The sequence below is a fragment of the Amycolatopsis rubida genome (genome assembly GCF_900115345.1).
GTDB classification, from domain to species: domain Bacteria; phylum Actinomycetota; class Actinomycetes; order Mycobacteriales; family Pseudonocardiaceae; genus Amycolatopsis; species Amycolatopsis rubida.
This window is the reverse complement of record NZ_FOWC01000003.1, coordinates 602,644-623,112: the sequence shown is the minus strand read 5'-3', so window position 1 is coordinate 623,112 and position 20,469 is coordinate 602,644. Positions and strand designations below refer to the sequence as shown.

Here is a 20,469-nt window from a genome sequence, read left to right as displayed (position 1 = left end):
GAGCCAACCGCGGTCGCCGGTCAGATCGGCTCGCTGAGGCGCGCCGTCGAGGTCGAACTCCCGGAACACCTCGGCGGCGCGATGCGGCCCGCGGGAACAGACCGTCGCCGGTGAGCGTGGCCTCTCCGCGTTCGCCGGGCGGCTTGGGATGCCGCCCTCGGCGTCAGGAACGGACAGGCCGCCAGCACGCCCGGCAGCTCGCCGGGCCGGGTGGACACATCCGCCTGTCCCGGCCGGCCGCGAAGTTGCCCGGGGAGAGGTTTCCCGGAGCCAGCCGAAGGGCCAGCGCACGGTCGCCGGATCGGCCGGGCGAACGTCGGGAAGCGCGGTTCGCCGGAGGGCTCAGCCGGTACGTTGTCGATCGACGCGGCGAGAGCGCCGCCCGCGGGCACGAAGGCAGAGGGCCGGGCGACACGTCCTCGACGCGGTGCGCGGCCCGCCGGAAGAATACCGAGCAGCAGCGGTGGTCGTTCCGGCGTGCGCGGAGCAGTCACCGCGACGATTCCGCCGGGGGCGCACCTGAAGCAGCGAGATCCGCGCGATGCGGCGACGAGCCGTGCGCAGGTCACGTCGTCCGCCCGGGCACGGATCGCCACCGCGTCCTGCGCGAACAGGGCGTCGGACATCGCCGCGTTACGCGAATCCGGGAACAGACCGGAGCAGGCATCCGCACCTTCCTGCCCCCGGGGGCGCGATCCGGGAAATCCGGAAAACACGAAAATGTTTCGAGAGCGCCGGAAAGCCGCGAGAAGCGACATAATTCCCGTCACCAGTTCGGCGCTTCGCTTCACCTCGGGCACTGGGCGCGAAAAACCTGCCCTCGGCCGTTTTGGCCCGGAACGGTCCTGGTGCGAGCCTCCGGCGGAATCGGGTGCCAACCGGCGCACCCGCGGAAAAACAAACCGGAGCAGCGCCGTTTCGGCCGAACAGCGCAACCGCATCAGCCGTCTGCCGCACGAATCACCTGGATGGCATAAACCCGGGAGACAAGGCGGCAATTCCCTCGAAAGTGCCACCAATCCCGCAAAGCAGAACTTGCATATTCCAACCTGATGCGCAATGTCACCGAATTCAAGGACCAAAGAACCTTGACGAGCACCCCCGGGAGATCCCGGCAGCACAGGACACCCCCTCCGCACAGCGACTTCGCGCCACTCGTTGCGCCACGGATTTCACCCCAGCGGAGCAGTTCGGCGTGCGCCGACCGGGGAATCCGGCCCCCGGAAGAAGGGAAATCCTGGTACCATCGCCCGTGCGGAGGAGCGGTTTGCGGTAAACGCACGACGACGATCAGACTTCACCGGAACCCTTCGCCGGAGCGTCCCGGATCCGTCGACAGCTGCCACTGGCTGTTGAAAAATAAAGGGTATTCACGGTATAAGTCCTCTTTGTCAGGTAAATTGCCGTTCGCGTGGTCTAGACCTCAATCTTCGGCCGTGCCGTATTTGTCAGCCGCGACGCGCATCGAACAGGTCACGAAATTGTCAACACCGACGTCCGTAGGTTACGTCGGCGTTACATCCACCGATCATTAGGAATATGGATCTCACCGAGCACCCGACCGCCCGCCCCGGTCCGGCACCCGACACCGAGGAAGCATTCGCTCAGGTGCTGGCCGCTGTCACCGGGCAGGAAAACGTGTCGGTCGACAGCAACTTCTTCGCCGATCTCGGGGCCAACTCGCTCGTGCTGGCCCAGTTCTGCGCGCGAGTGCGCAAGCGTGCCGATCTTCCCGCCGTCTCCATCAAGGACGTTTACCGGAATCCGACCATCGCCAGTCTCGTCTCCGCCTTGTCCGAGACGGAGGAGGTCCCCGCCGAAGCGCCGGCCCCGGCCCCCGCGGAGCCGCCGGAGCGGGCGAGCAGGCTCGAATACTTCGGTTGCGGAGTCCTGCAGCTGGCGGTCTTCCTGGCCTATTCCTGGCTCGTGGCCCAGGTGCTCGGCGTGGGAACGGACTGGATCGTGGCCGGGACCGGCCTGCTCGGGGGCTACCTGCGCGCGGTCGGGTTCGGCGCCATGGTGCTGGCCGTTCTGTGCACCCTGCCGATCGCGCTCAAATGGATCCTCGTCGGCCGCTGGAAGCCGAGGGAGATCCGCGTGTGGACCCTCGGGTACGTGCGGTTCTGGGTGGTCAAAACCCTCGTCCAGCGGAACCTGCTGGTCCCGCTGTTCGTCGGCTCCCCGCTCTACTCGCTTTACCTGCGCGCGCTGGGCGCGAAAATCGGCAAGGGCGTCACGATTTTCTCGCGGTTCGTCCCGGTGTGCGCCGATCTGCTCACCATCGGGGAAGGCACGGTGATCTGCAAGGACACCTACTTCACCACTTATCGCGCGCAGAACGGGCTCATCCGGACCGGGCCGGTCGCGATCGGCGCGCACGCCTACGTCGGCGAGATGTCCGTCATCGACATCGAGACCAGGATGGGCGAGAACGCCCAGCTCGGGCACGCCTCGTCCCTGCACGCCGGGCAGGCGGTCCCGGAAGGGCAGAGCTGGCACGGCGTGCCCGCCGTCCCCGCCGGCGTGCGGTACCGGCGGGTCGAGCCGCGGGCCTGCGGCAGCGTCCGGCGGGCGTTCTTCGCCGTGCGCCAGGCGCTGACCGCGGTCTTCGTCCTCGCCCCGCTGGTGCTCGGCCTGCTCGGCTTCATGGTGAACACGCTGCCGGACCTCAGCCCGGCGATGGGACTCGGCTCGGCCGTCATGGACTTCACCTACCCGAAGTTCTACGGGAAGGCCCTCGTCGTCTCCTTCGTCCTGTACTTCGGCTTGCGGCTCATCGGTTTCCTGATCGTCACGTTCGTTCCGCGGCTGCTGAACCTGGCGCTCAAGCCGGGCGAGGTCTACCGCCTCTACACCTTCCGCTACACCGCGCACCGCGCCATCCGCGTGCTCACCAACCTGCGGTTCTTCAAAACGCTTTTCGGCGACAGCTGCGCGATCGTGCACTACCTGCGCGCGCTGGGCTGCCAGGTGTCCAGGAAAGAGCAGACCGGGTCCAACTTCGGGCTCGACGAGAAGTACGAGAACCCGTTTCTCTTCTCTTCCGGGGCGGGCACGATGGTCGCCGACGGGCTGTCGGTGGTCAACGCCGAGTACACCAGCACCTCGTTCCGGCTTTCCCGCGTGCACGTCGGGGCCCAGAACTTCCTCGGCAACCACGTCGTCTACCCGGCCGGGGCCAGGACCGGGGACAACTGCCTGCTCGCCACCAAGGTCCTGGTGCCGCTCGACGGCCCGGTGCGCGAGGACGTCGGCCTGCTCGGCTCCCCCAGCTTCGAGATCCCGCGCTCGGTGGAGCGCGACAGCCAGTTCGACCACCCGAAGACGCCGGAGGAGTTCCGGCGCAGGCTGGCCGCCAAAACGCGGCACAACGCCGGGGCCATGCTCCTCTACGCCTTGTCCCATTGGCTGTTCTTCTCCGGGCTGCTGCTGCTGACCTGGGCTTCGGACGTCTACTACGGCCTGATCGGCGCTCCGCTCTTCGCGCTCGACACGCTGGCTTTCCTGCTGTACGGCATGGTCTTTTTCATCGCCCTCGAACGGATCACCGTGGCCGTCCGGCCGATGCGCCCGCTGTCGTGCTCGATCTACGACCGGCGGTTCTGGCGGCAGGAACGGTTCTGGAAAGCGGCCGCGGCGGGCGTGATCTTCCGCGCGCTCGACGGGACCCCGTTCAAGCGCCTGGTGTGGCGGCTGCTGGGCGTCAAGGTCGGCAGCCGCCTGTTCGACGACGGTGCGCTCATCATCGAAAAAACGCTGGTGCGCCTGGGAGACGACGTCACCCTGAACGCCGGGTCCGTCGTGCAATGCCATTCGCAGGAGGACGGCGGCTACAAGATGGACCGCATCTCCATCGGCAGCGGGTGCACAGTCGGCACCGGAGCGCTGGTGCATTACGGCGTCACGATGGGCGACGGCTCGACGCTCGCCCCTCATTCCTTCCTCATGAAGGGCACTGAGGTCCCGGACCACGCGGACTGGGGCGGGAACCCCGCGCACGAGATCCGGGCGGGCCGCCGTCAGCCGGCGGCGAAATCGTGACGGACCACCGACTATCACCGGAAGGACGACCCATGACAACGGGACTGGGAGCGGTTCGCGAGCATTGGCGCGAAGTACTCACCGCAGGCGGCCGCACCAGCGTCCCGCGCTGGACGCTGGACGCTGGCTCCGCGGTCGGCGACCACGAAACGCCGGTCCCCCGGGTGATCGCGACCGCACTGCGGCTGCTGGCCGAGCAGCTGCGCGTGCCGCTGAGCTCGGTGCTGCTCGCCGCGCACGCCAAGGTCCTCGCCGCGCTGTCGGGCGAGACCGAGGTGTGCGCCGGCTACGTCGCCGAGCCGGGCGGGACGCCGCTGCCCTGCCGGCTCAGCACCGGATCCGGCACCTGGCGCGAACTGATCGAGCACACCGCGGGGATCGACGCGCGGACTCTCGCTTTCCGGGACTTCCCGGTCGACGAACTGCGCGCCGAACTCGGCATCGTCGCGCCGCCGTTCGAAACGGTCTTCGACCCGACCGGCACCGACGGCGACCTCGCCGGGGACACCGTGCTGCGGCTGGACGTTTCGCCGGACCTGGAGACGCTCCGGCTGCGCTTCCGCACCGAGGTGCTGGATTCCGAAGCCGCCGAACGCGTCCTCGGCTACCACCTGAGCGCGCTCGCCCAGATCCGCGCCGACGTCACCGCACCGCACCGCGAAACGACCCTGCTGTCGGCCGCGGAGCTCAAGCTGCAACTGGAAGGACTCGCCGGGCCGCACGTCGAAGTGCCGGACCTGCGCTGCCACGAACTGTTCCAGCGCAACGTCGCCCGGCATCCGGACGCGATCGCCGCGGTGCACGGCGACCGGCAGTGGACCTACCGGGAGCTCAACGGGCGCGCCAACCGCCTGGCGAGGGCGCTGACGGCGCGCGGGCTGCGCCGCGAGGGCGTCGTCGCGGTGGTGACCGAACGCAATCTGGACTGGATGGCGGCCGTGCTCGCCGTGTTCAAGGCGGGCGGCGTCTACCTGCCGATCGAGCCGCGTTTCCCGACCGACCGCATCGCGGCCACGCTGCGCCGGGCCGGCTGCGAACTGGTGCTGACCGAACCGGGCAGCACGACCACGCTCCGGAAGGCGGTCGAATCGCTGCCCGGCGTGCGCACCCTGTTCGTGGACGCCGCGTACGAGGAGGACCGTTCCGAAGACGACCTCGACGTCGCCGTCGACTCCGGCCAGCTCGCCTACATCTACTTCACCTCGGGCTCCACCGGCGAGCCGAAAGGCGCGATGTGCGAGCACGCCGGAATGGTCAACCATCTCCACGCCAAGATCAACGACCTCGGCATCACCGAGGAGTCCGTGGTGGCGCAGGTCGCGCCGCAATGCTTCGACATCTCTTTGTGGCAGCTGGTTTCCGCGCTGCTGGTCGGCGGGAGGACGCTGCTGATCGAACAGGACGTGATCCTGGACGCCGACCGCTTCCTCGACCGGCTCGGCAGCGGCGGGGTTTCGGTGCTGCAGGTCGTGCCCTCCTACCTCGAGGTCGTGCTGTCCGCGGTGGCCAAGAACCCGGTCGCGCTGCCGGACCTGCGCTGCGTGTCCGTGACCGGCGAGGCGCTCAAGACCGAACTGGCGCAGCGCTGGTTCGCCACGATGCCGGACATCAAGCTGGTCAACGCCTACGGCCTCACCGAAACCTCGGACGACACCAACCACGAGGTGATGGACCGCGCGCCGACGCGGGAGCGGGTGCCGCTCGGGCCGCCGGTGCAGAACGTGCGCGTGTACGTCGTCGACGAGCGGCTCGACCCGGTCCCGCTCGGCGCGCCCGGCGAGATCGTGTTCTCCGGGGTGTGCGTGGGCCGCGGCTACGTCAACGACCCGGAGCGCACCGCGCGGGCGTTCACCGCCGACCCGCACCGCCCGGACACCCGGCTCTACCGCAGCGGCGACCACGGCCGCTGGCTGCCCGAGGGCAAGCTGGAATTCCTCGGCAGGCGCGATTCGCAGGTCAAGATCCGCGGTTTCCGGATCGAGATCGGCGAAATCGAGAACACGCTGCTGCAGGTGCCCGAGGTGCGCGACGGCGCGGTGGTCGTGGCAGGCCGCGGCGGGCAGGGCACGCGGCTGGTCGCGTTCTACTCCAGCCAGGACCAGCTCGATCACGAGCTGATGCGCGAGCACCTCGGCGCCGCGCTGCCGGAGTACATGCTGCCCTCGGCGTTCCACTGGCGAGAGCAGTTGCCGTTGACCGCCAACGGGAAAATCGACCGGAAGAACCTCGCCGCGCTGGCCGTCGGACTCGACGCCGCGGAAGCGGACTACGACGAACCGGTCACCGGCACCGAAGAACGGCTCGCCGGGGCCTGGGCGGAGGTGCTCGGCATCCGGGCGGCCCAGATCGGCCGCCGGGACCACTTCTTCGACCGGGGCGGCACGTCGCTGTCCGCGGTGAAGCTGGCGATCGCGCTCGACCGCGCGGTCTCGATCAAGGACGTCGCCAAGCACCCCGTGCTCGCCGACCTGGCCGCGCTGATCGACAGCCGGTCTGCTGCCTCCGGAAACTCCTGAACCTCCCGAACCGCGGAAATCGAAGGGATTCCACGATGTCGTTGTCCAAATTCCTGCCGAAGACTTCCCCGCCCGAGCCGGATTTCCGGCCCGGACTGCCCGCGGTGCTGCGGGCCGAGGCAGGCGGCGACCCGGCCGGCTGGGCGAGCACGCACCGGGAGACCGTGCGAAGACTCGTCGCCGAATACGGCGCGGTGCTCGTCCGCGGTCTCGGGCTGGCCGAACAGACCGCGGTCGCGGCCGTGTTCGGGCGGCTGAGCGACCTGCTGATGACCGAGCGGGAGGCCTTCGCGCCGCGCGCCGCCTACCCCGGCGGGGTGCGCTCCTCGACGGAATGGCCGCCGAACCAGCCGATGTGCATGCACCACGAACTCAGCTACACCCTGGAATTCCCGGGACTGATGCTCTTCGCCTGCGTGCGCCCGCCGTCCTCGGGCGGGGTCACCGGGCTCAGCGATTCCACCGCCGTGCTGGCCTCGCTGCCCGCCGGCCTGCGCGCGCGGTTCGCACGCGAGGGCTGGCTGCTCACCCGCAGCTTCAACGACGAGATCGGGGCCTCGGTCGCCGAGGCGTTCGGCACCGAGAACCGCTCCGCGATCGAGGATTACTGCCGCGCCAACCGGATCGAGTTCGAATGGCAGCCCGGCGGCGGCCTGCGCACCCGGCAGCGCCGCGACGCGATCGTCGGGCATCCGGTCACCGGCAGGCCCTGCTGGTTCAACCAGATCGCCTTCCTCAACGAGTGGACGATGGCCCCCGAGGTGCGCGAGTACCTGGTCGACATCTACGGGGCCGAGGGCCTTCCGTTCACCACGCGCTTCGGCAACGGCGATCCGATCGGCGAGGACGTCGTGCACCTGCTCAACGAGGCGTACGAGGAACACACCGTTCGCGAACCGTGGCAGGCGGGAGACCTGCTGCTGGTCGACAACGTCCGCACCGCGCACAGCCGGGACGCCTACGAGGGCCCGCGCGAGGTGCTCGTCGGGCTGGCCGACCCGGTGCGGCTTTCCGACTGCTCGCTCGCTTCCGAGGGGAAAATCCGGTGACGACCCACTCTTTCACCGCCGAATCCGCTTCGGCGGACCCGGTCGCCGTGCCGCCGTTCGCGGTGATCTCCGGCGCTCAGGTCCAGCAGGCGCTGGCCGGGCGCGAACGCGAGGTCGTCGACCTCGTCGAGACCGCCTACCGGGTGCACGGCTCCGGCGATTCGGTCAACCCGCCCTCCTATTTCCTGCGCTTCCCCGATCGTCCCGCCGACCGGATCATCGCCCTGCCCGCCTCCCTCGGCGGGAAGACCGAAGTCGCGGGCCTGAAGTGGATCTCCAGCTTCCCCGGCAACGTCGCCGCCGGGATCCCGAGGGCGTCGGCGGTGCTGATCCTGAACGATCTCGCGACCGGGTATCCCTTCGCCTGCCTGGAAAGCTCCATCATCAGCGCGACCAGGACGGCCGCCTCCGCCGCGCTCGCCGCGGACTGGCTCAGCCGGACCCGGCAGCGGCCCCGGCGCGTCGGATTCTTCGGCGTCGGCCTGATCGCCCGCTACCTCCACACCTTCCTCGCCGGGACCGGCTGGGAGTTCGACGAGATCAACGTGCACGACCTGCACCCGGACAGCGCCGCGGGATTCCGCGGCTACCTGGAGCAGTCCGGCTTCACCGGCGAGATCAGCGTCCACGAGACCGCCGAGGGCCTGATCCGCGACAGCGAGCTGGTGGTCTTCGCGACCATCGCCGGCGAACCGCACGTGCACGATCCCTCGTGGTTCTCGCACCATCCGCTGGTCCTGCACGTGTCCCTGCGCGACCTGGCCCCGGAAGTCCTGCTGGCGTCGGCGAACATCGTCGACGACGTCGAGCACTGCCTCAAGGCCAACACGTCGCCGCATCTGGTGCAGCAGCGCACCGGCAGCCGGGATTTCCTGCTCGGCACCCTCGACGACGTGCTGTCCGGCCGGGTCAGCCCGCCCGCCGACCAGCCGCTGATCTTCTCCCCGTTCGGGCTCGGCGTCCTCGACCTCGCGGTCGGAGCCTTCGTCCACGAGAGAGTGTCCGACGCCGGCGGACTGCACGTCATCGAGGACTTCTTCCACGAACTGCGCCGGTATGGCTGAGCGCCGTCCGCCACTGAGCTTTGCCTGACGAGGAGAAAACTGTGCCAGTCATCACCGTTCCCGAAGCTTTCAACGAGGAGGCGCTCTACGTCGACCTCCGCTGGAGTTTCGGCTACTCGCTCTACCTCAAGTGCGAGGGGTTCAACTTCGCCGGTTCCATCAAGCTGAAAGCCGCGACCGAAATGGTCGACGCGGCCGAACGCGACGGCCTGCTGCGGCCGGGTTCGATCATCGTCGAGTCGTCCTCGGGCAATCTGGGCGTCGCGCTGAGCATGATCGCGGCCAGCCGGGGATACCGGTTCCTGTGCGTCACCGATTCCCGCTGCAACCTGGCGACGCGCCGGGCGATCGAAGCGCTCGGCAACGAGGTGCACATCATCACCGAGCCCAGTCCGGAGAGCGGTTTCCTCGGCGCGCGCATCGACCACGTGCGCATGCTGTGCGCCTCCGACGAGCGCTACGTATGGCTCAACCAGTACACCAACCCGGACAACTGGGGAGCGCATTTCCACCGCACCGGGCCGGAAATCGCCGCCGCGTTCCCGAATCTCGACGTGCTGTTCGTCGGCGCGGGCACCACGGGCACCCTGATGGGCTGCGCGCGGTTCTTCCGCCAATGGCACCGGCCGGTGCGGATCGTCGCGATCGACAGCGCCGGCTCGGTGACCTTCGGCGGCCCGGCGGGCAGGCGGATGCTGCCCGGGCTGGGCACCAGCGTGCGCCCGGCGATCCTCGACGAGTCCTATGTGGACGACGTGGTCCTCGTCGAGGAACCGGATTCGGTCCGGGCGTGCCACCGGCTGGCGCGCAACGGATTCCTGTTCGGCGGCTCGACCGGGACGGTGGTCAGCGGGGCCACCGGCTGGCTGTCCGAACACGACGCGCATCATCTGACCGCGGTGGCCGTCGCCCCTGACCTCGGCGAGCGCTACCTCGACACGATCTACCAGACCAACTGGCTGCAGGGCATCTACGGAGAGGACGTGCTCTCGCCGCGGACCCGGCAGTCCGTCTGAGCCGCGGGAGCCGGGTCGCCGTCGGTGAAGGGCTCCTCGCGGGAATCCGATTCCCGCGAGGAGCCCTTCACCGACCTGAAGCCAGGCCGGCTCAGACCTTCTTCCGCCATTCGTCCCAGCTGAAGCGCCAGTCGGTCCAGCCGTCGCCCGGTTTGAGGTCCGCGCCGGTGTCGGTCACGACCACGACGTCCCCGCGATGGGAGTTCTCGTAGAACCACCTCGCGTTCTCGACGCTGACGTTGAGGCAGCCGTGCGAGGTGTTGGTGCGCCCCTGCTGCCGGACCGACCACGGCGCCGAATGCAGGAACTGGCCGGAGTTGGTGAGCCGCAGCGCGTACTTGACCGTGGTGCGGTAGCCGCCCGGCGAGTCGGTGGGCACGCCGTACGTGCTGGAGTCCATCGTGTACGGCGACTGCACGGTCATGATCAGCATCGTTCCGGAAACACTGCGCGCCGACGGCTTGCCGAGGCTGACCGGGGACGTCAGGACGAGCTGGCCGTCCTGGTAGGTCCGCATCTGCTTTTCCTTGTCGGACACCTTCGAGATGATCGACGGGCCGGTCTTGAAGCCGATCTTGCGGTCGGCCTTGCCGAACACCCCGTTGCCGAGCGCGCGGCCGGCGATCTTGATGTCGAGGGTGACCGTGGAGTACGCGGGCCAGTATTCCTTGGTGCGGTAGTGCACCTCGTCGTCGCCGAACCAGCGCCACGCCCCGGTGGCGGGCTTGTCGGAGGTAACGGTGAGCATCTTCTCGGCCGCGGCCTTGTCCGCGACCGGCGCGGAGAACTTGATCGTGATCGGCATGCCGACGCCCGTGGTCTCGCCGTCGAGCGGGATCACCGACGGGTACGCCTGCGCCTTCGCGGTCGCGGTGGTGAAGGTGCTCGTGCGGGTCACCGGGTTGCCGTCCGCGCCGACGGAGCGAGCGGTGAGCGTGTACTTCGTGCGGTATTCCAGGGGCTTGCTGCTGTTCCAGCGCTGCTTCGCGGCATCTGTCTCGCCGGGAACCGAGGTGCCGTCCGCGGCGGCGAGGGTGACTTCGCTGAGCGTGGACCCGCTGGCCACCGCAGTGACGGGTTCACCGGGCGCGACGTCGTTCGAGCCGTCCTTCGGCCCGAGGTCGAGGGTCGCGGGCACCGGCGCGGCGCTGGTCTTCTGGTCGTTTCCGGCGGCGGGACCGGGGTCCGGTGCGGACGTGCACGCCGCCGTCAGCGCCAGCCCGGCGAGGATCCCCGCGATGATCTGCGTTTTTCTCCCCAGCACCTGATCTGCCCCCGTTCGCGCTTACTACCGGACATAGTAGTCATACCGGTCAGGGGCGGAGCAGGGCGGGAGTCGCTGTCCAGGTGGTGGTTGTCCGGGCGAAGGGGATTCCGCCGCGGCGGTCACGAACGCAGCCGCAGCCCGCGCCGCAGCGCCTCCCGCTCCGGCTCGGACGCCGACCGCGCGAAATGCAGCAGCACGCCTTCGGGGTCGCCCGCGTCGGCGAGCAGGTTCCGCATAGCGCGTGCCGCCGCTTCCTCTCGCGACGACACCGGCGTGTAGCAGTAGGCGCGGCTGCGTTTCTCGCGTTCCACCCAGCCCTTGCTGTGCAGATGATCGAGCACGGTGAGCACCGTCGTGTAGGCCAGGTCCCGGTTCAGCGCCTCCAGCACTTCGCGGACCGTGCGCGGGTCGCCCGCCCGCCACAGGACGTCCATCGCCGCCGATTCCAGCTCGCCCAGTCCCTGCACGCCCCGCATCCTAGGGCTCGCCTGTCCGGTGTCAGTACGCGGTGAGCCCGCCGTCGACGACCAGTTCGGTTCCGGTGACGAACGAGGATTCGTCGCTGGCCAGGAACAGCATCGCGTGCGCGACCTCGGCCGGGCTGCCCGCGCGGCGCATCGGCGTGCGGACGATGTCGGGCTGCTGGTCGCCTTGCTCGTCGAGCAGGTCCTGGATCATCGGCGTGGCGATGACGCCCGGATGCACCGAATTGACCCGGACGCCGCGCGTCGCGTACTCGACCGCGGCGGTCTTGGTCAGCAACCGCACCGCCCCTTTGGACGCTTGGTAAGCGGCCGCCGCGCCGCTGCCGACCAGGCCCAGCACCGAGGAGGTGTTGACCACCGATCCGTTGCCGGAAGCGCGCAGCAGCGGCATCGCGGTCTTCATCCCGAGCCAGGTCCCGGTCTGGTTGACCGCGATCACCCGGTCCCAGGCGTCCGGGGCGGTCTCCTCGATGCCCGGCCAGTCCACGATCCCCGCGACGTTGACCAGAACGTCGAGGCGGCCGAACCGCCGCCGGGTCCGTTCGACGGTTTCGCGCCAGTTTTCCGGCGAGGACACGTCCAGCCGATCGGCCAGCACGTCGGTCTCCAGCCGCGCCGCGAGCTTCTCCACGGCTTCGGAGCCGACATCGGTGACGACCAGGCTGGCTCCCTCGCGGGCGAACAGTTCCGCGGTGGCTTGCCCGATCCCGCCGGTCGCTCCGGTGAGCAACACGACCTTGCCGCTGAGCCGCATGGGATATTCCTTTCGTCGGAGGGAAATCAAGCCGCGGTGTAGCCGCCGTCGGCAGCGACGACCGCACCGGTGACGAACGCGGACCGCGGCGACGCCAGAAAGCCGATCACCTCGGCGATTTCTTCAGGCTGCGCGACCCTGCCGAGCGGATGGGCGTCGCCGAAGGACCGCAGATACGCCCGGCTGTCGGCGCGGAAAGTGTCGAGCAGATCTGTCTCGATCACGCCCGGAGCGACCACATTCGCGCGAATTCCGTGGGGAGCGCCTTCCAGCGCGAGCACCTTCGTCAATTGCGCCAGCGCTCCTTTCGACGCGCTGTACGCCGCCGCCTCGGCCAGCCCCACCGTGCTGGCGAACGACCCGACAGTGACGATCGCTCCCCCGCCGTTGTCGCGCATCACCCGAAATGCCTCGCGCGCATGCAGAAACGCTCCGCGGGCATTGACGGACATCACCTCGTCCCAGTCCGCCGCAGTCGTCTCGGTGACCGGCTTGTTCACCGAACGACCAGCATTGGCCACCAGGATGTCGAGCCCGCCGAACCGCTCAAGCGCCGCGGCCGCCGACCGCACCGCGACATCCTCTTCGGACACATCGCCGACCAGCACCGCCACGCCGTCGTGGGCCAGCTGTTCGACCTCGGGCCGGATGTCGGTGGCCAGCACTCGTGCCCCGCGGGCGTGCAGCCAAGCGACCGTCGCCGCACCGACCCCGCGCGCGGCACCCGTGACCAGGGCGACCTTTCCCGCCAATTCTCTCGTCATGCCGACCAGTCTCGGCTGCGGCGAGTCTCGCTGACAGGACGTGCCACACCCACCCAGCCGCCGCCTACCCTGGTCTGCATGGGCAGTACGGAACTGGGCGACTTCCTGCGAGCACGCCGCGCACAACGCTCCCCGGAGGACGCCGGCGTGCGCTATTCCGGCCGACGCAAGGTCGCGGGCCTGCGCCGCGAGGAAGTCGCGGTGCTCGCCGGGGTGAACGTCGACTACTACGCGCGCTTGGAACAGGGCCGGGAAACCCGCCCGTCACCACAGGTGCTCGACGCCCTCAGCCGCGCACTGGACTTGGACCCCGACGCCCGCGAACACCTGTACCGCCTCGCCGGCGCCACCCCGCCCGACCTGCTTTCCCCCGCTCCCCAGACCGTGAGCCCCGAACTGCGGCAGCTGATGGACAGCTACCCGCACGCGCCCGCGTTCGTGCTCAACCGCGTCCTGGACATCCTTGCCGCGAACACCCTCGCCGACGCCCTGTTCTCCCCCTTCGGCACGGCCGGCAACCTGGCCCGCATGACCTTCCTCGACCCGGCGGGACGGCAGTTCTACGCCCGCTGGGACTGGACAGCCCAGGCCACCGTGGCGAACCTGCGCGCCGCGGCGGGAGATCCGGCCCTGCCGCGCTTGGCAGCGGAACTCAGCGAGGGCAGCGAGCAGTTCCGGACGCTGTGGGAAACCCATCAGGTGCGGGGGAAAACCCGCGAGCCCAAGCAGCTCGTGCATCCGGCGGTCGGGCCGCTGACGCTGACCTATCAGGCATTCGACGTGCGCGGTGCGCCTGGGCAGCAGTTGATCGTCTATCAGGCTGAGCCCGGCAGTCCCAGTGCTGATGCGCTGTCGTTGCTGCGGAGCGTTCCGTTGCGGGTGTCTGCCACCGGGGCTCAACGAGCACGTCCAGATGCGGGCGGAAAGCCGTGAACCAAATCTGGTGACCGCGTGAGTCCACGTGCGTGAAGTCGGCGGCGAATACCTCGAACCGGCGGGCTTTCCGGAACGCGCGGGCGATTCTCGCCTGGTTTGCGACCTCGGCAAGCACTCTTCGGTACGTCGGGCAGAATCGTCCGGTCCGCCGGAACGCGCTCGACGAGTTTTCGCACGTCCGCCGCCAGACGAGCAGTTAGTCAGGTGCACCGGTCGTCCGGCGCGTTCGCCGAGGTACGCGCCGATCCGGGCGACCAGGCTTGCCTCCAGCCGCCGCGCAATGCGGCCACTCGCACTGCGTTGGGAGCCACCGGCTCGGCAGCGCGGGCCGCCCAGCAGCGCGGGTACGTTTTTTGGTCTGCCGCCAGAGCGACTGCAATCTGACGAGCCCGACGAGGGTCAGCGCACCGACGACCGTGCGCCACAAATCACGTCGGCGGCTGCTCAACGCGCCGCGCTGCCACGGGATTCTTCGCGGTGCTCCATCGAACAACAGCCGATCGCACGCAGCCGAGCACAACGACGGCGGCGAACAGGCTTCGCCGCGTTCCCGCTCCCTGGTCCAAGCGTGTTTCCGACTCTGCTCGCCGAACGCACCGGCCAGACAGTCCTCGAACCGCGACGGCGGCCGTGCGCTCGAAAGCCTCGCGCGGCAAGGCATGCGGGGCGGACAGGCCCGCCGTCCCACACAGCACGCGCGGCACCCGAGCACAGGCGTCACGCACTCGAAAACCTCCGCCCAAGCACCTTCAACCGCCCAACACGCCGAGAACGGCCAGCGCTCTCCGGCCTCGCAGCAAGGCGTGCGGCGCGAACCGGCCCGCCGTCCCACACAGCACGCGCAGCACCCAAGCACAGGCGTCACGCACTCGAAAACCTCCGCCCAACACGCCGAGAACGGCCAGCGCTCTCCGGCCTCGCGGCAAGGCGTGCGGCGCGAACCGGCCTGTGTTCCCACAAAGCAGGCCCGCCCGCTCCGCACGCCGGCCGCCGGGGCGCGCGTTCGGTGCCCGAGCGCACTTTCGCGCGCGTGCACCGGCGGCCTCCGGCCGGGTCGCGTCGCCCGGGGAAAGCGGCGCGAGCCCGGCCGGGGCCTCGGCGGGTTACTTCGTGACGAGCTTCTGGCCGACCAGGATCAGGTTGGCGTCGGGGATGTGCTTCGCGTTCAGCTGCTGCAGGTGCTGCCATCCGCCGTCGACGTTCAGGTTCTTCGCGATGCCGGACAGGGTGTCTCCGGCGGCCACGGTGTAGCTGCCGCCCGGGTTCGAGGACGGCGCGGCGTGCTTCGGCGCGGACTTGACCTTGGCCTGGGCCTTGACCTCGACCTTCGGCTTCGCGGCCACGGCCTCGACCTCGGCGGAGCCGCCGGAGGTGTCGCCGCCGAAGTCGGCGTAGCTCGCCGGTCCGGAGCCGCCGCGGCACTGCCACGGGGCCGAACCCTGCTTCGCGTAGATCCGGTCCGCGACGATCTGCTGCTGCGCTGGCGTGGCCTTGTCGGCAGTCGGGGCGAACTGGCCGCCGCCGTTCGCGAGCCAGGTCTTCGTGACGATCTGGAACAGGCCGGCGGGGCGACCGGCGCGCTGGCCCGCCGCGGTGTTGTTGACCGCGGCCGGGTTGCCGCTGCTCTCGCACTTGACGATGCCGGCCTGCCCGGGGAAGGCGTTGGCCGTGCCCGCCCCGGCGAGGCCGATGCCGCCGAGGGTGGCGCCCGCGAGAGCCGCGGTCGCGCCGGTGCGCTGGAGAGCTGTCTTCGTCTTGCTGGGTTTGCTGTGCCGTCCCACGGTGGGTGGGCTCCTTCGCTGTCACACCGCACCACCGTCCTCGCGCCTGAACCAGGCAGCGAGCCGCGACGGCACGCGGCGGCTTCGGGTCGCTGATCCTCGGGGTAGATCGCAGGTCACCGCAAAAGCTCGAGAAGATTACGAAACGGAAACAGCAGGTGTACAGAGGCAGTGGGATCGGACACAGATCGCCTCGGCGCGTAGCAGTCGGGCGACGGTGCGTCATACGCAGAGTGCGCCACTTGGTAAATGAATCACAGCTCAACAGCAAGGATTCCCCGACACACCCCCCGCAAAATCAAGTCCTTTTCGTCATAGTTGGCAAGTTTCCCACCGTAGATAATGTTAGCGATACGTATGCACTATGACTATTGCGGTCGAGATAAACACAGGTTCGCGGATCTCGTTCACTCCGCACTACGACACCCGGACCCGGCCGCGCACGCCCCGCCGGACCAGGCCCGCTCCCCCGGGCGCGCCCGCGACCGGCACCCGCCGCCGGTGGCCTGGACCAGCTGGCCGCCGGTCCGGATCACCGACATGGTCTGGACCACCATCGCCGCCCTCCCGTCGAGCCCTGCCGCCGAAACCGCAGTCGGCCGCCTTTCCCCAGCGGAAACAGCACCCGCAACCGGATCCGGACGGCGAAAAAGTCAGAAACACGCCAGAAACCTCGGTATTTCCCGCAGCCGACATATCCCGGAACCCGCCCGCGACCGTCCGGAAAGGCATCCCACCATGCGGTCCGCCGGCCCGATTCACTCGCCGGAAACGGACCGTGAATATTCACGGTCCGTTTCGCACCGTCGCGAACACCGTCGCACATTCAGTCGTTCAGCCCAGTACGGCGAACTCCGCGAAATCGCCGCGTTCACTCTCCCGGCGCATGGGATTGCCGCATCCCGGCCGTTTCTTTTCTTTCCGGAGCCGGACGCGATCCGGTGCCGTCCGGCGCGCCGGTCGGCCGGAACCGGCTGCGCTACGCTGTGCCCCGCGGTATTCCAGTGAGGTCGACCGGGGAGGGCTGCGCCCAGCGCCGCCCTCCCCCGCCTCCGCTCGCGACAAACCGTTTCCCCCGTCGCCGGCCGTTTTTCCAGCGGCCCGCGAATCCCTGCGAAAAGGAGGAGAAGTGCATGACGGACGCGCGGTGCGACGCCGGCGAAACGCATCCCCGGGCCGAAACCGAAGCATTCTGTCCGGGGCACGGCAACGCAATACCGCGAGAACGACTGCTCCGTTTACCGGCGAAACGCGCCCGGCGGCTCTCCCCGCGCACTGAGCGGGAACAGTTCGCCCCGAACGCCCTTTTCACGGGGAAGACCGCCGCGCACCGGGGCGGGCTCCCGGCGGCCGGATCCGGCCGCGCCACCACCACTGTCAGGGGAGAACAGGCCAGATGACCATCCTCGACCATCCCGCGCCGCTCACCGGCCCCGCCGTCCACTGCGATCTGCCCGGTCCGCGCTCGGCCGAGTACCTCGCCCGGCAGGACCGCCGGGAACCGAACGCCCGCGGCGGTCCCCGGCGGCTGCCGATCGCGATCACCGAGGGCGCGGGAAGTTTCGTGCGCGACGCCGACGGCAACGTCTTCATCGACTTCCTCGCCGGGGCGGGCGTGCTCTCCCTCGGGCACAACCATCCCGAACTGGTCGCGGCCATGACCGCGCAGCTGAGCAAGCTGACCCACGCGCTCGACTTCGCGACCCCGGTCAAGGACGAGTTCTCCGAGGCCCAGCTCACGATGCTGCCCGAGGCGCTGCGCCCGAGAATGAAACTGCACTTCTGCGGACCCGCCGGGACCAACGCCGTCGAAGCCGCGCTGAAGCTGTGCAAAACCGCGACCGGACGCGGCGGCGTCGTGTCGTTCCAGGGCCGGTTCCACGGCAGCGCGCACGCCGCGCTCGGCCTGACCGGGCTCGCCGGACGGCGACCGAGCGCGAACGCCTTGCCCGGCACGCACTACCCGCCGTACTCCTCCTGCCCCCGCTGCCCGGCCGGCCACGCTCCGGACACCTGCGCGGCGACCTGCCCGGACCTGCTCGAACGCTCGCTGCACGACCCCGACTGCGGCCTCCCGCTGCCCGCCGCGGTGGTGCTCGAGCTGGTGCAGGGCGAGGGCGGCGTGGTCCCGGCGCGGGCGGATTTCGTGCACCGGGTGCGCGAGCTGACCCGCGAGCTGGGCATCCCGCTGATCGTCGACGAACTGCGGACCGGCTGGGGCCGGACCGGGACCTGGTTCGCCTTCGAGCGCTACGGCATCGAACCCGACGTGATCGTCGCGTCCAAGGCGCTCAGCGGAATCGGCTCGCCGGTCTCGCTGATCATCTACGACGAGCGCCTCGACAACTGGGCTCCCCGCACGCACGCCGGCGCGTTCCGCGGCAATCAGCTCGCCTTCGCCGCGGGCGCGCGGGCGATCGAGGTCGTCAACCGCGACAGCGTGCTGGACAACGTCGTCGAGCGCGGATACCAGTTCGAGGAACTGCTTTCCCCGCTGGCCAGCCATCCGTGGGTGACGGACGTGCGCGGCGCCGGGCTGATGTGGGGCATCGAACTGGCCGACCCGCGCACCGGAGCGCCCGCCTCGGAACTCGCGCTGGCCGTCCAGAACCACGCGTTGCGCCGCGGGCTCATCGTCGAATTGGGCGGACGCGGCGACAGCGTGGTCCGGCTGCTGCCGCCGCTCAACGTCACCGCGGACGTCGTGCGCACGGCCGCCGGAATCCTGCTGGCCGCGCTCGATTCGGCTACCCGGGAAGCGCGCTGACCCCTCGGGCGGCTTGGTCGTCCTCGGCACCGGCATCACCTCGGCCGCCGACGACACCGGTCCGGACAAGCAGGCGAATCCGATCGGCACCGGGGTCACCGTGCCGATCGACCTCGGCGACACCGTCCTCGGGCAACCGAGGCTGCCTGGCCACCAGGACGAAGTCGCTCGCCGGACCGCTCCAGAAAGCCTTGCCGCCCAAGGCAAGCAGCGCGTCTAAGCCAGCCGCCAAGGAAGTGGGCGCCACGCCTGTCCCGAGCAAGGCCCGCCGGCACTCAGGCCGAGCGATCCCTCGCGCGGCAACCGGGCGAAGGCCGAACTGGCGGTACCGGTCCAGATCGCCGGTTCGAACCAGCACCAGACCTACCGGAACAACCACGACATCAAACCAGCGGCGCGGGCGCCCCGCGCGGTCGACGCGCGCTGGGCAGTCCCAGTGCAGTTCCCGGGTCCCGAACGCGCAGGGCGACAACGTCGCGCACGGCCAGCCCGGCGGCACCGTCGCCACGACCGGCCAGTACAACCAGACGCCGGCCGGCGCGGTCGGGCAGGTCCACGGGTCGAGCCCGGAGCTGCTCGGACAGGCCACGTCCGTCGTGCCGGAGAACGTCACGCAGGTGGCGGACGGGGACACCCCGGCACAGCTCGACCTGCCGCTGAGCCCGTCGGCGTTGCCTGCCAACGGGATCCCGACCCTGCCGAGGTGAGCCCCGCCTACCCGGTCACAAGCTGAACCACTGCGACGACACCAGCACCAGCCCCAGCGAGCACACCGCGACCACCACCAGCCCGAGCGCGGCCACCGCCAACGGCCGCAACCCGCTGCGGGCCATCTGACGGAGGTCGAAGTTCAGGCCGACCCCGGCGAAGCACAGCAGGAACGCCCATTTCGAGAGATTCCCGAGGTTGGCGACCTCCGCCTTGGTGAACACGTGCGCGGTCGCCAGCGCGGAGACCGCGATGAAGCCCAGCACGAACTTCGGGAAGGTGCGCCACACAAAGCCCGCGCGGCCCTTCACCCCGCTCGCGACCGCCTTGCCGCCGCGCGTGGACCAGTACGCCGCATAACCGAGGACGACCAGCCCGATCAACGCGTTCCGCGTGTTTTTCACCGCGACCGCGACGTCCTGTGCGTGCGGGGAGTACGCCGCACCGGTCGCGGTCGTCTCGGCGGTGTTGTCCACGGCGAGTCCCGCCCAGAGGCCGAATTCGGTGTCGGTCAGGTTCAGCGCGTGCCCGATCGCCGGGAAGGTGAACAACGCGACCGCGCCCAGTGCGAGGATCGCGGCGATGGCGTAGCCGGTGTCCTCGTCGTCGGCGTCGATGGAACCGCGGCCGGCGATGATGGCCGACACGCCGCAGATCGAGGTGCCGATCGCCAGCAGCGACGACAGTTTGCCGCCCAGGCCGAAAGCCTTGCCCACCACCAGGATCACGGTGGTCGCCACCGCCATGTCGACCAGGATCAGGCCCAGGCTGAACCCGCCGAGCTTGGCGAGGTCGCCCAGCACGAACCGGGCGCCGAGCAGGACGATGCCGGTCTTCAGCCAGAACTCGTAGGTCCCGGCCCCGGGGCGGAACAGCGCCGGGACGCCGATCGTGTTGCGGATGAGCAGTCCGAGGACGATCGCCCACAGCACGTATTCGATGTCCGGCAGCGCGGTCCCGGTCGCGTGGCCGAGGCTGCGGATCCCGTTCTGCGCCAGCGTTCCCGCGATGCCCACCGCGGCGAGCAGCAGAAGCCCCGGCAGGTATCGCACGACAGCGGGCACCGCGCGGCGGCCCTCCAGCGCGGCGGTCATTTGACGAGGAACGGGATCGCCGGCAGCACGCCGAACGCGGCCAATGCCACCAGAACGGCCGCGACCAGCACCGCGGCCCAGTCGGCACTGATCCGCGCGGAGCCTCGCGGTTTCGCATCTGAACTCATGACCGCAGGACTGTAGGCGGACCGGCCGCGCTGGTCCTCGACGTCCACCAGCTGGGAACACTCCATTGTGGACATCGGCGGAACAACACCGCGCGGACG

Annotated in this window: 15 protein-coding genes; 8 read left to right on the top strand and 7 right to left on the bottom strand. The window is 69.6% G+C overall.

Annotated elements, in window-relative coordinates:
• Window positions 1-1,539: 1,539 nt before the first annotated feature.
• The 5 genes from BM362_RS17235 to sbnA are packed head-to-tail and all read left to right on the top strand — an operon-like array spanning window position 1,540 to window position 9,686.
• On the top strand, window positions 1,540-4,041 hold the full coding sequence (locus BM362_RS17235; RefSeq protein ID WP_208865228.1) for a Pls/PosA family non-ribosomal peptide synthetase: 2,502 nt from the start codon (window positions 1,540-1,542) through the stop codon (window positions 4,039-4,041).
• A gap of 32 nt (window positions 4,042-4,073) precedes the next feature.
• Window positions 4,074-6,557, top strand: coding sequence for a non-ribosomal peptide synthetase (locus BM362_RS17230; RefSeq protein WP_093573782.1), 2,484 nt, complete (start codon window positions 4,074-4,076; stop codon window positions 6,555-6,557).
• Between the two features lie 35 nt (window positions 6,558-6,592).
• Entirely contained in the window at window positions 6,593-7,606 is a 1,014-nt protein-coding gene (locus BM362_RS17225) for a TauD/TfdA family dioxygenase (RefSeq protein ID WP_093573781.1), read from the top strand.
• Window positions 7,603-8,670, top strand: coding sequence for a 2,3-diaminopropionate biosynthesis protein SbnB (gene sbnB, locus BM362_RS17220; protein WP_067581628.1), 1,068 nt, complete (start codon window positions 7,603-7,605; stop codon window positions 8,668-8,670). The genes BM362_RS17225 and sbnB overlap by 4 nt, the downstream gene beginning before the upstream one ends.
• Window positions 8,671-8,711: 41 nt before the next feature.
• Window positions 8,712-9,686 (top strand): 2,3-diaminopropionate biosynthesis protein SbnA, encoded by a 975-nt coding sequence (gene sbnA, locus BM362_RS17215; RefSeq protein ID WP_067581625.1) that lies wholly within the window; start codon window positions 8,712-8,714, stop codon window positions 9,684-9,686.
• A 91-nt stretch (window positions 9,687-9,777) separates the two neighbouring features.
• On the opposite strand, the gene BM362_RS17210 is transcribed toward sbnA, so the two are convergent.
• From BM362_RS17210 to BM362_RS17195, 4 genes are all read right to left on the bottom strand, one after another.
• Entirely contained in the window at window positions 9,778-10,950 is a 1,173-nt protein-coding gene (locus BM362_RS17210; protein ID WP_093573780.1) for a L,D-transpeptidase, read from the bottom strand.
• 122 nt (window positions 10,951-11,072) lie between these two features.
• Window positions 11,073-11,420 (bottom strand): BlaI/MecI/CopY family transcriptional regulator, encoded by a 348-nt coding sequence (locus BM362_RS17205; RefSeq protein ID WP_067582313.1) that lies wholly within the window; start codon window positions 11,418-11,420, stop codon window positions 11,073-11,075.
• A 31-nt stretch (window positions 11,421-11,451) separates the two neighbouring features.
• Window positions 11,452-12,192, bottom strand: a complete 741-nt coding sequence (locus tag BM362_RS17200) for an SDR family NAD(P)-dependent oxidoreductase (RefSeq protein WP_067581622.1) — start codon at window positions 12,190-12,192, stop codon at window positions 11,452-11,454.
• 26 nt (window positions 12,193-12,218) lie between these two features.
• Window positions 12,219-12,956, bottom strand: coding sequence for an SDR family NAD(P)-dependent oxidoreductase (locus BM362_RS17195; RefSeq protein ID WP_067581619.1), 738 nt, complete (start codon window positions 12,954-12,956; stop codon window positions 12,219-12,221).
• A 78-nt stretch (window positions 12,957-13,034) separates the two neighbouring features.
• On the opposite strand from BM362_RS17195, the gene BM362_RS17190 reads away from it, so the two are divergent.
• Entirely contained in the window at window positions 13,035-13,889 is an 855-nt protein-coding gene (locus BM362_RS17190) for a helix-turn-helix transcriptional regulator (protein WP_067581616.1), read from the top strand.
• A 1,106-nt stretch (window positions 13,890-14,995) separates the two neighbouring features.
• Here BM362_RS17190 and BM362_RS17185 read toward each other — a convergent pair.
• Window positions 14,996-15,673 carry a LysM peptidoglycan-binding domain-containing protein gene (locus tag BM362_RS17185; RefSeq protein WP_067581613.1) on the bottom strand — a complete coding sequence of 226 codons (678 nt, stop codon included), beginning with the start codon at window positions 15,671-15,673 and terminating at the stop codon, window positions 14,996-14,998.
• Between the two features lie 1,396 nt (window positions 15,674-17,069).
• Between BM362_RS17185 and BM362_RS17180 the strand changes: the two genes are divergently transcribed.
• Both BM362_RS17180 and BM362_RS17175 read left to right on the top strand, forming a co-directional pair.
• Window positions 17,070-18,440: an aspartate aminotransferase family protein gene (locus tag BM362_RS17180; RefSeq protein WP_093573779.1), complete on the top strand. Its 1,371-nt coding sequence runs from the start codon at window positions 17,070-17,072 to the stop codon at window positions 18,438-18,440.
• Window positions 18,441-18,453: 13 nt separating this feature from the next.
• Window positions 18,454-18,660 (top strand): hypothetical protein, encoded by a 207-nt coding sequence (locus BM362_RS17175; RefSeq protein ID WP_067581607.1) that lies wholly within the window; start codon window positions 18,454-18,456, stop codon window positions 18,658-18,660.
• 502 nt (window positions 18,661-19,162) lie between these two features.
• On the opposite strand, the gene BM362_RS17170 is transcribed toward BM362_RS17175, so the two are convergent.
• Window positions 19,163-20,242 carry a YeiH family protein gene (locus BM362_RS17170; protein ID WP_095213421.1) on the bottom strand — a complete coding sequence of 360 codons (1,080 nt, stop codon included), beginning with the start codon at window positions 20,240-20,242 and terminating at the stop codon, window positions 19,163-19,165.
• A complete protein-coding gene (locus tag BM362_RS46265; RefSeq protein ID WP_157904912.1) occupies window positions 20,239-20,445 on the bottom strand; it encodes a hypothetical protein in 207 nt (68 codons plus the stop codon). The genes BM362_RS17170 and BM362_RS46265 overlap by 4 nt, the downstream gene beginning before the upstream one ends.
• Window positions 20,446-20,469 lie beyond the last annotated feature (24 nt).

Excerpts from the sequence above, each read along its gene's own strand:
- BM362_RS17235 (WP_208865228.1), top strand. The coding sequence starts at position 1,540 with ATGGATCTCACCGAGCACCCGACCGCCCGCCCCGGTCCGGCACCCGAC.
- BM362_RS17230 (WP_093573782.1), top strand. The coding sequence starts at position 4,074 with ATGACAACGGGACTGGGAGCGGTTCGCGAGCATTGGCGCGAAGTACTC.
- BM362_RS17225 (WP_093573781.1), top strand. The coding sequence starts at position 6,593 with ATGTCGTTGTCCAAATTCCTGCCGAAGACTTCCCCGCCCGAGCCGGAT.
- BM362_RS17200 (WP_067581622.1), bottom strand. The coding sequence starts at position 12,192 with ATGCGGCTCAGCGGCAAGGTCGTGTTGCTCACCGGAGCGACCGGCGGG.
- BM362_RS17195 (WP_067581619.1), bottom strand. The coding sequence starts at position 12,956 with ATGACGAGAGAATTGGCGGGAAAGGTCGCCCTGGTCACGGGTGCCGCG.
- BM362_RS17190 (WP_067581616.1), top strand. The coding sequence starts at position 13,035 with ATGGGCAGTACGGAACTGGGCGACTTCCTGCGAGCACGCCGCGCACAA.
- BM362_RS17180 (WP_093573779.1), top strand. The coding sequence starts at position 17,070 with ATGACCATCCTCGACCATCCCGCGCCGCTCACCGGCCCCGCCGTCCAC.
- BM362_RS17170 (WP_095213421.1), bottom strand. The coding sequence starts at position 20,242 with ATGACCGCCGCGCTGGAGGGCCGCCGCGCGGTGCCCGCTGTCGTGCGA.
- BM362_RS46265 (WP_157904912.1), bottom strand. The coding sequence starts at position 20,445 with ATGTCCACAATGGAGTGTTCCCAGCTGGTGGACGTCGAGGACCAGCGC.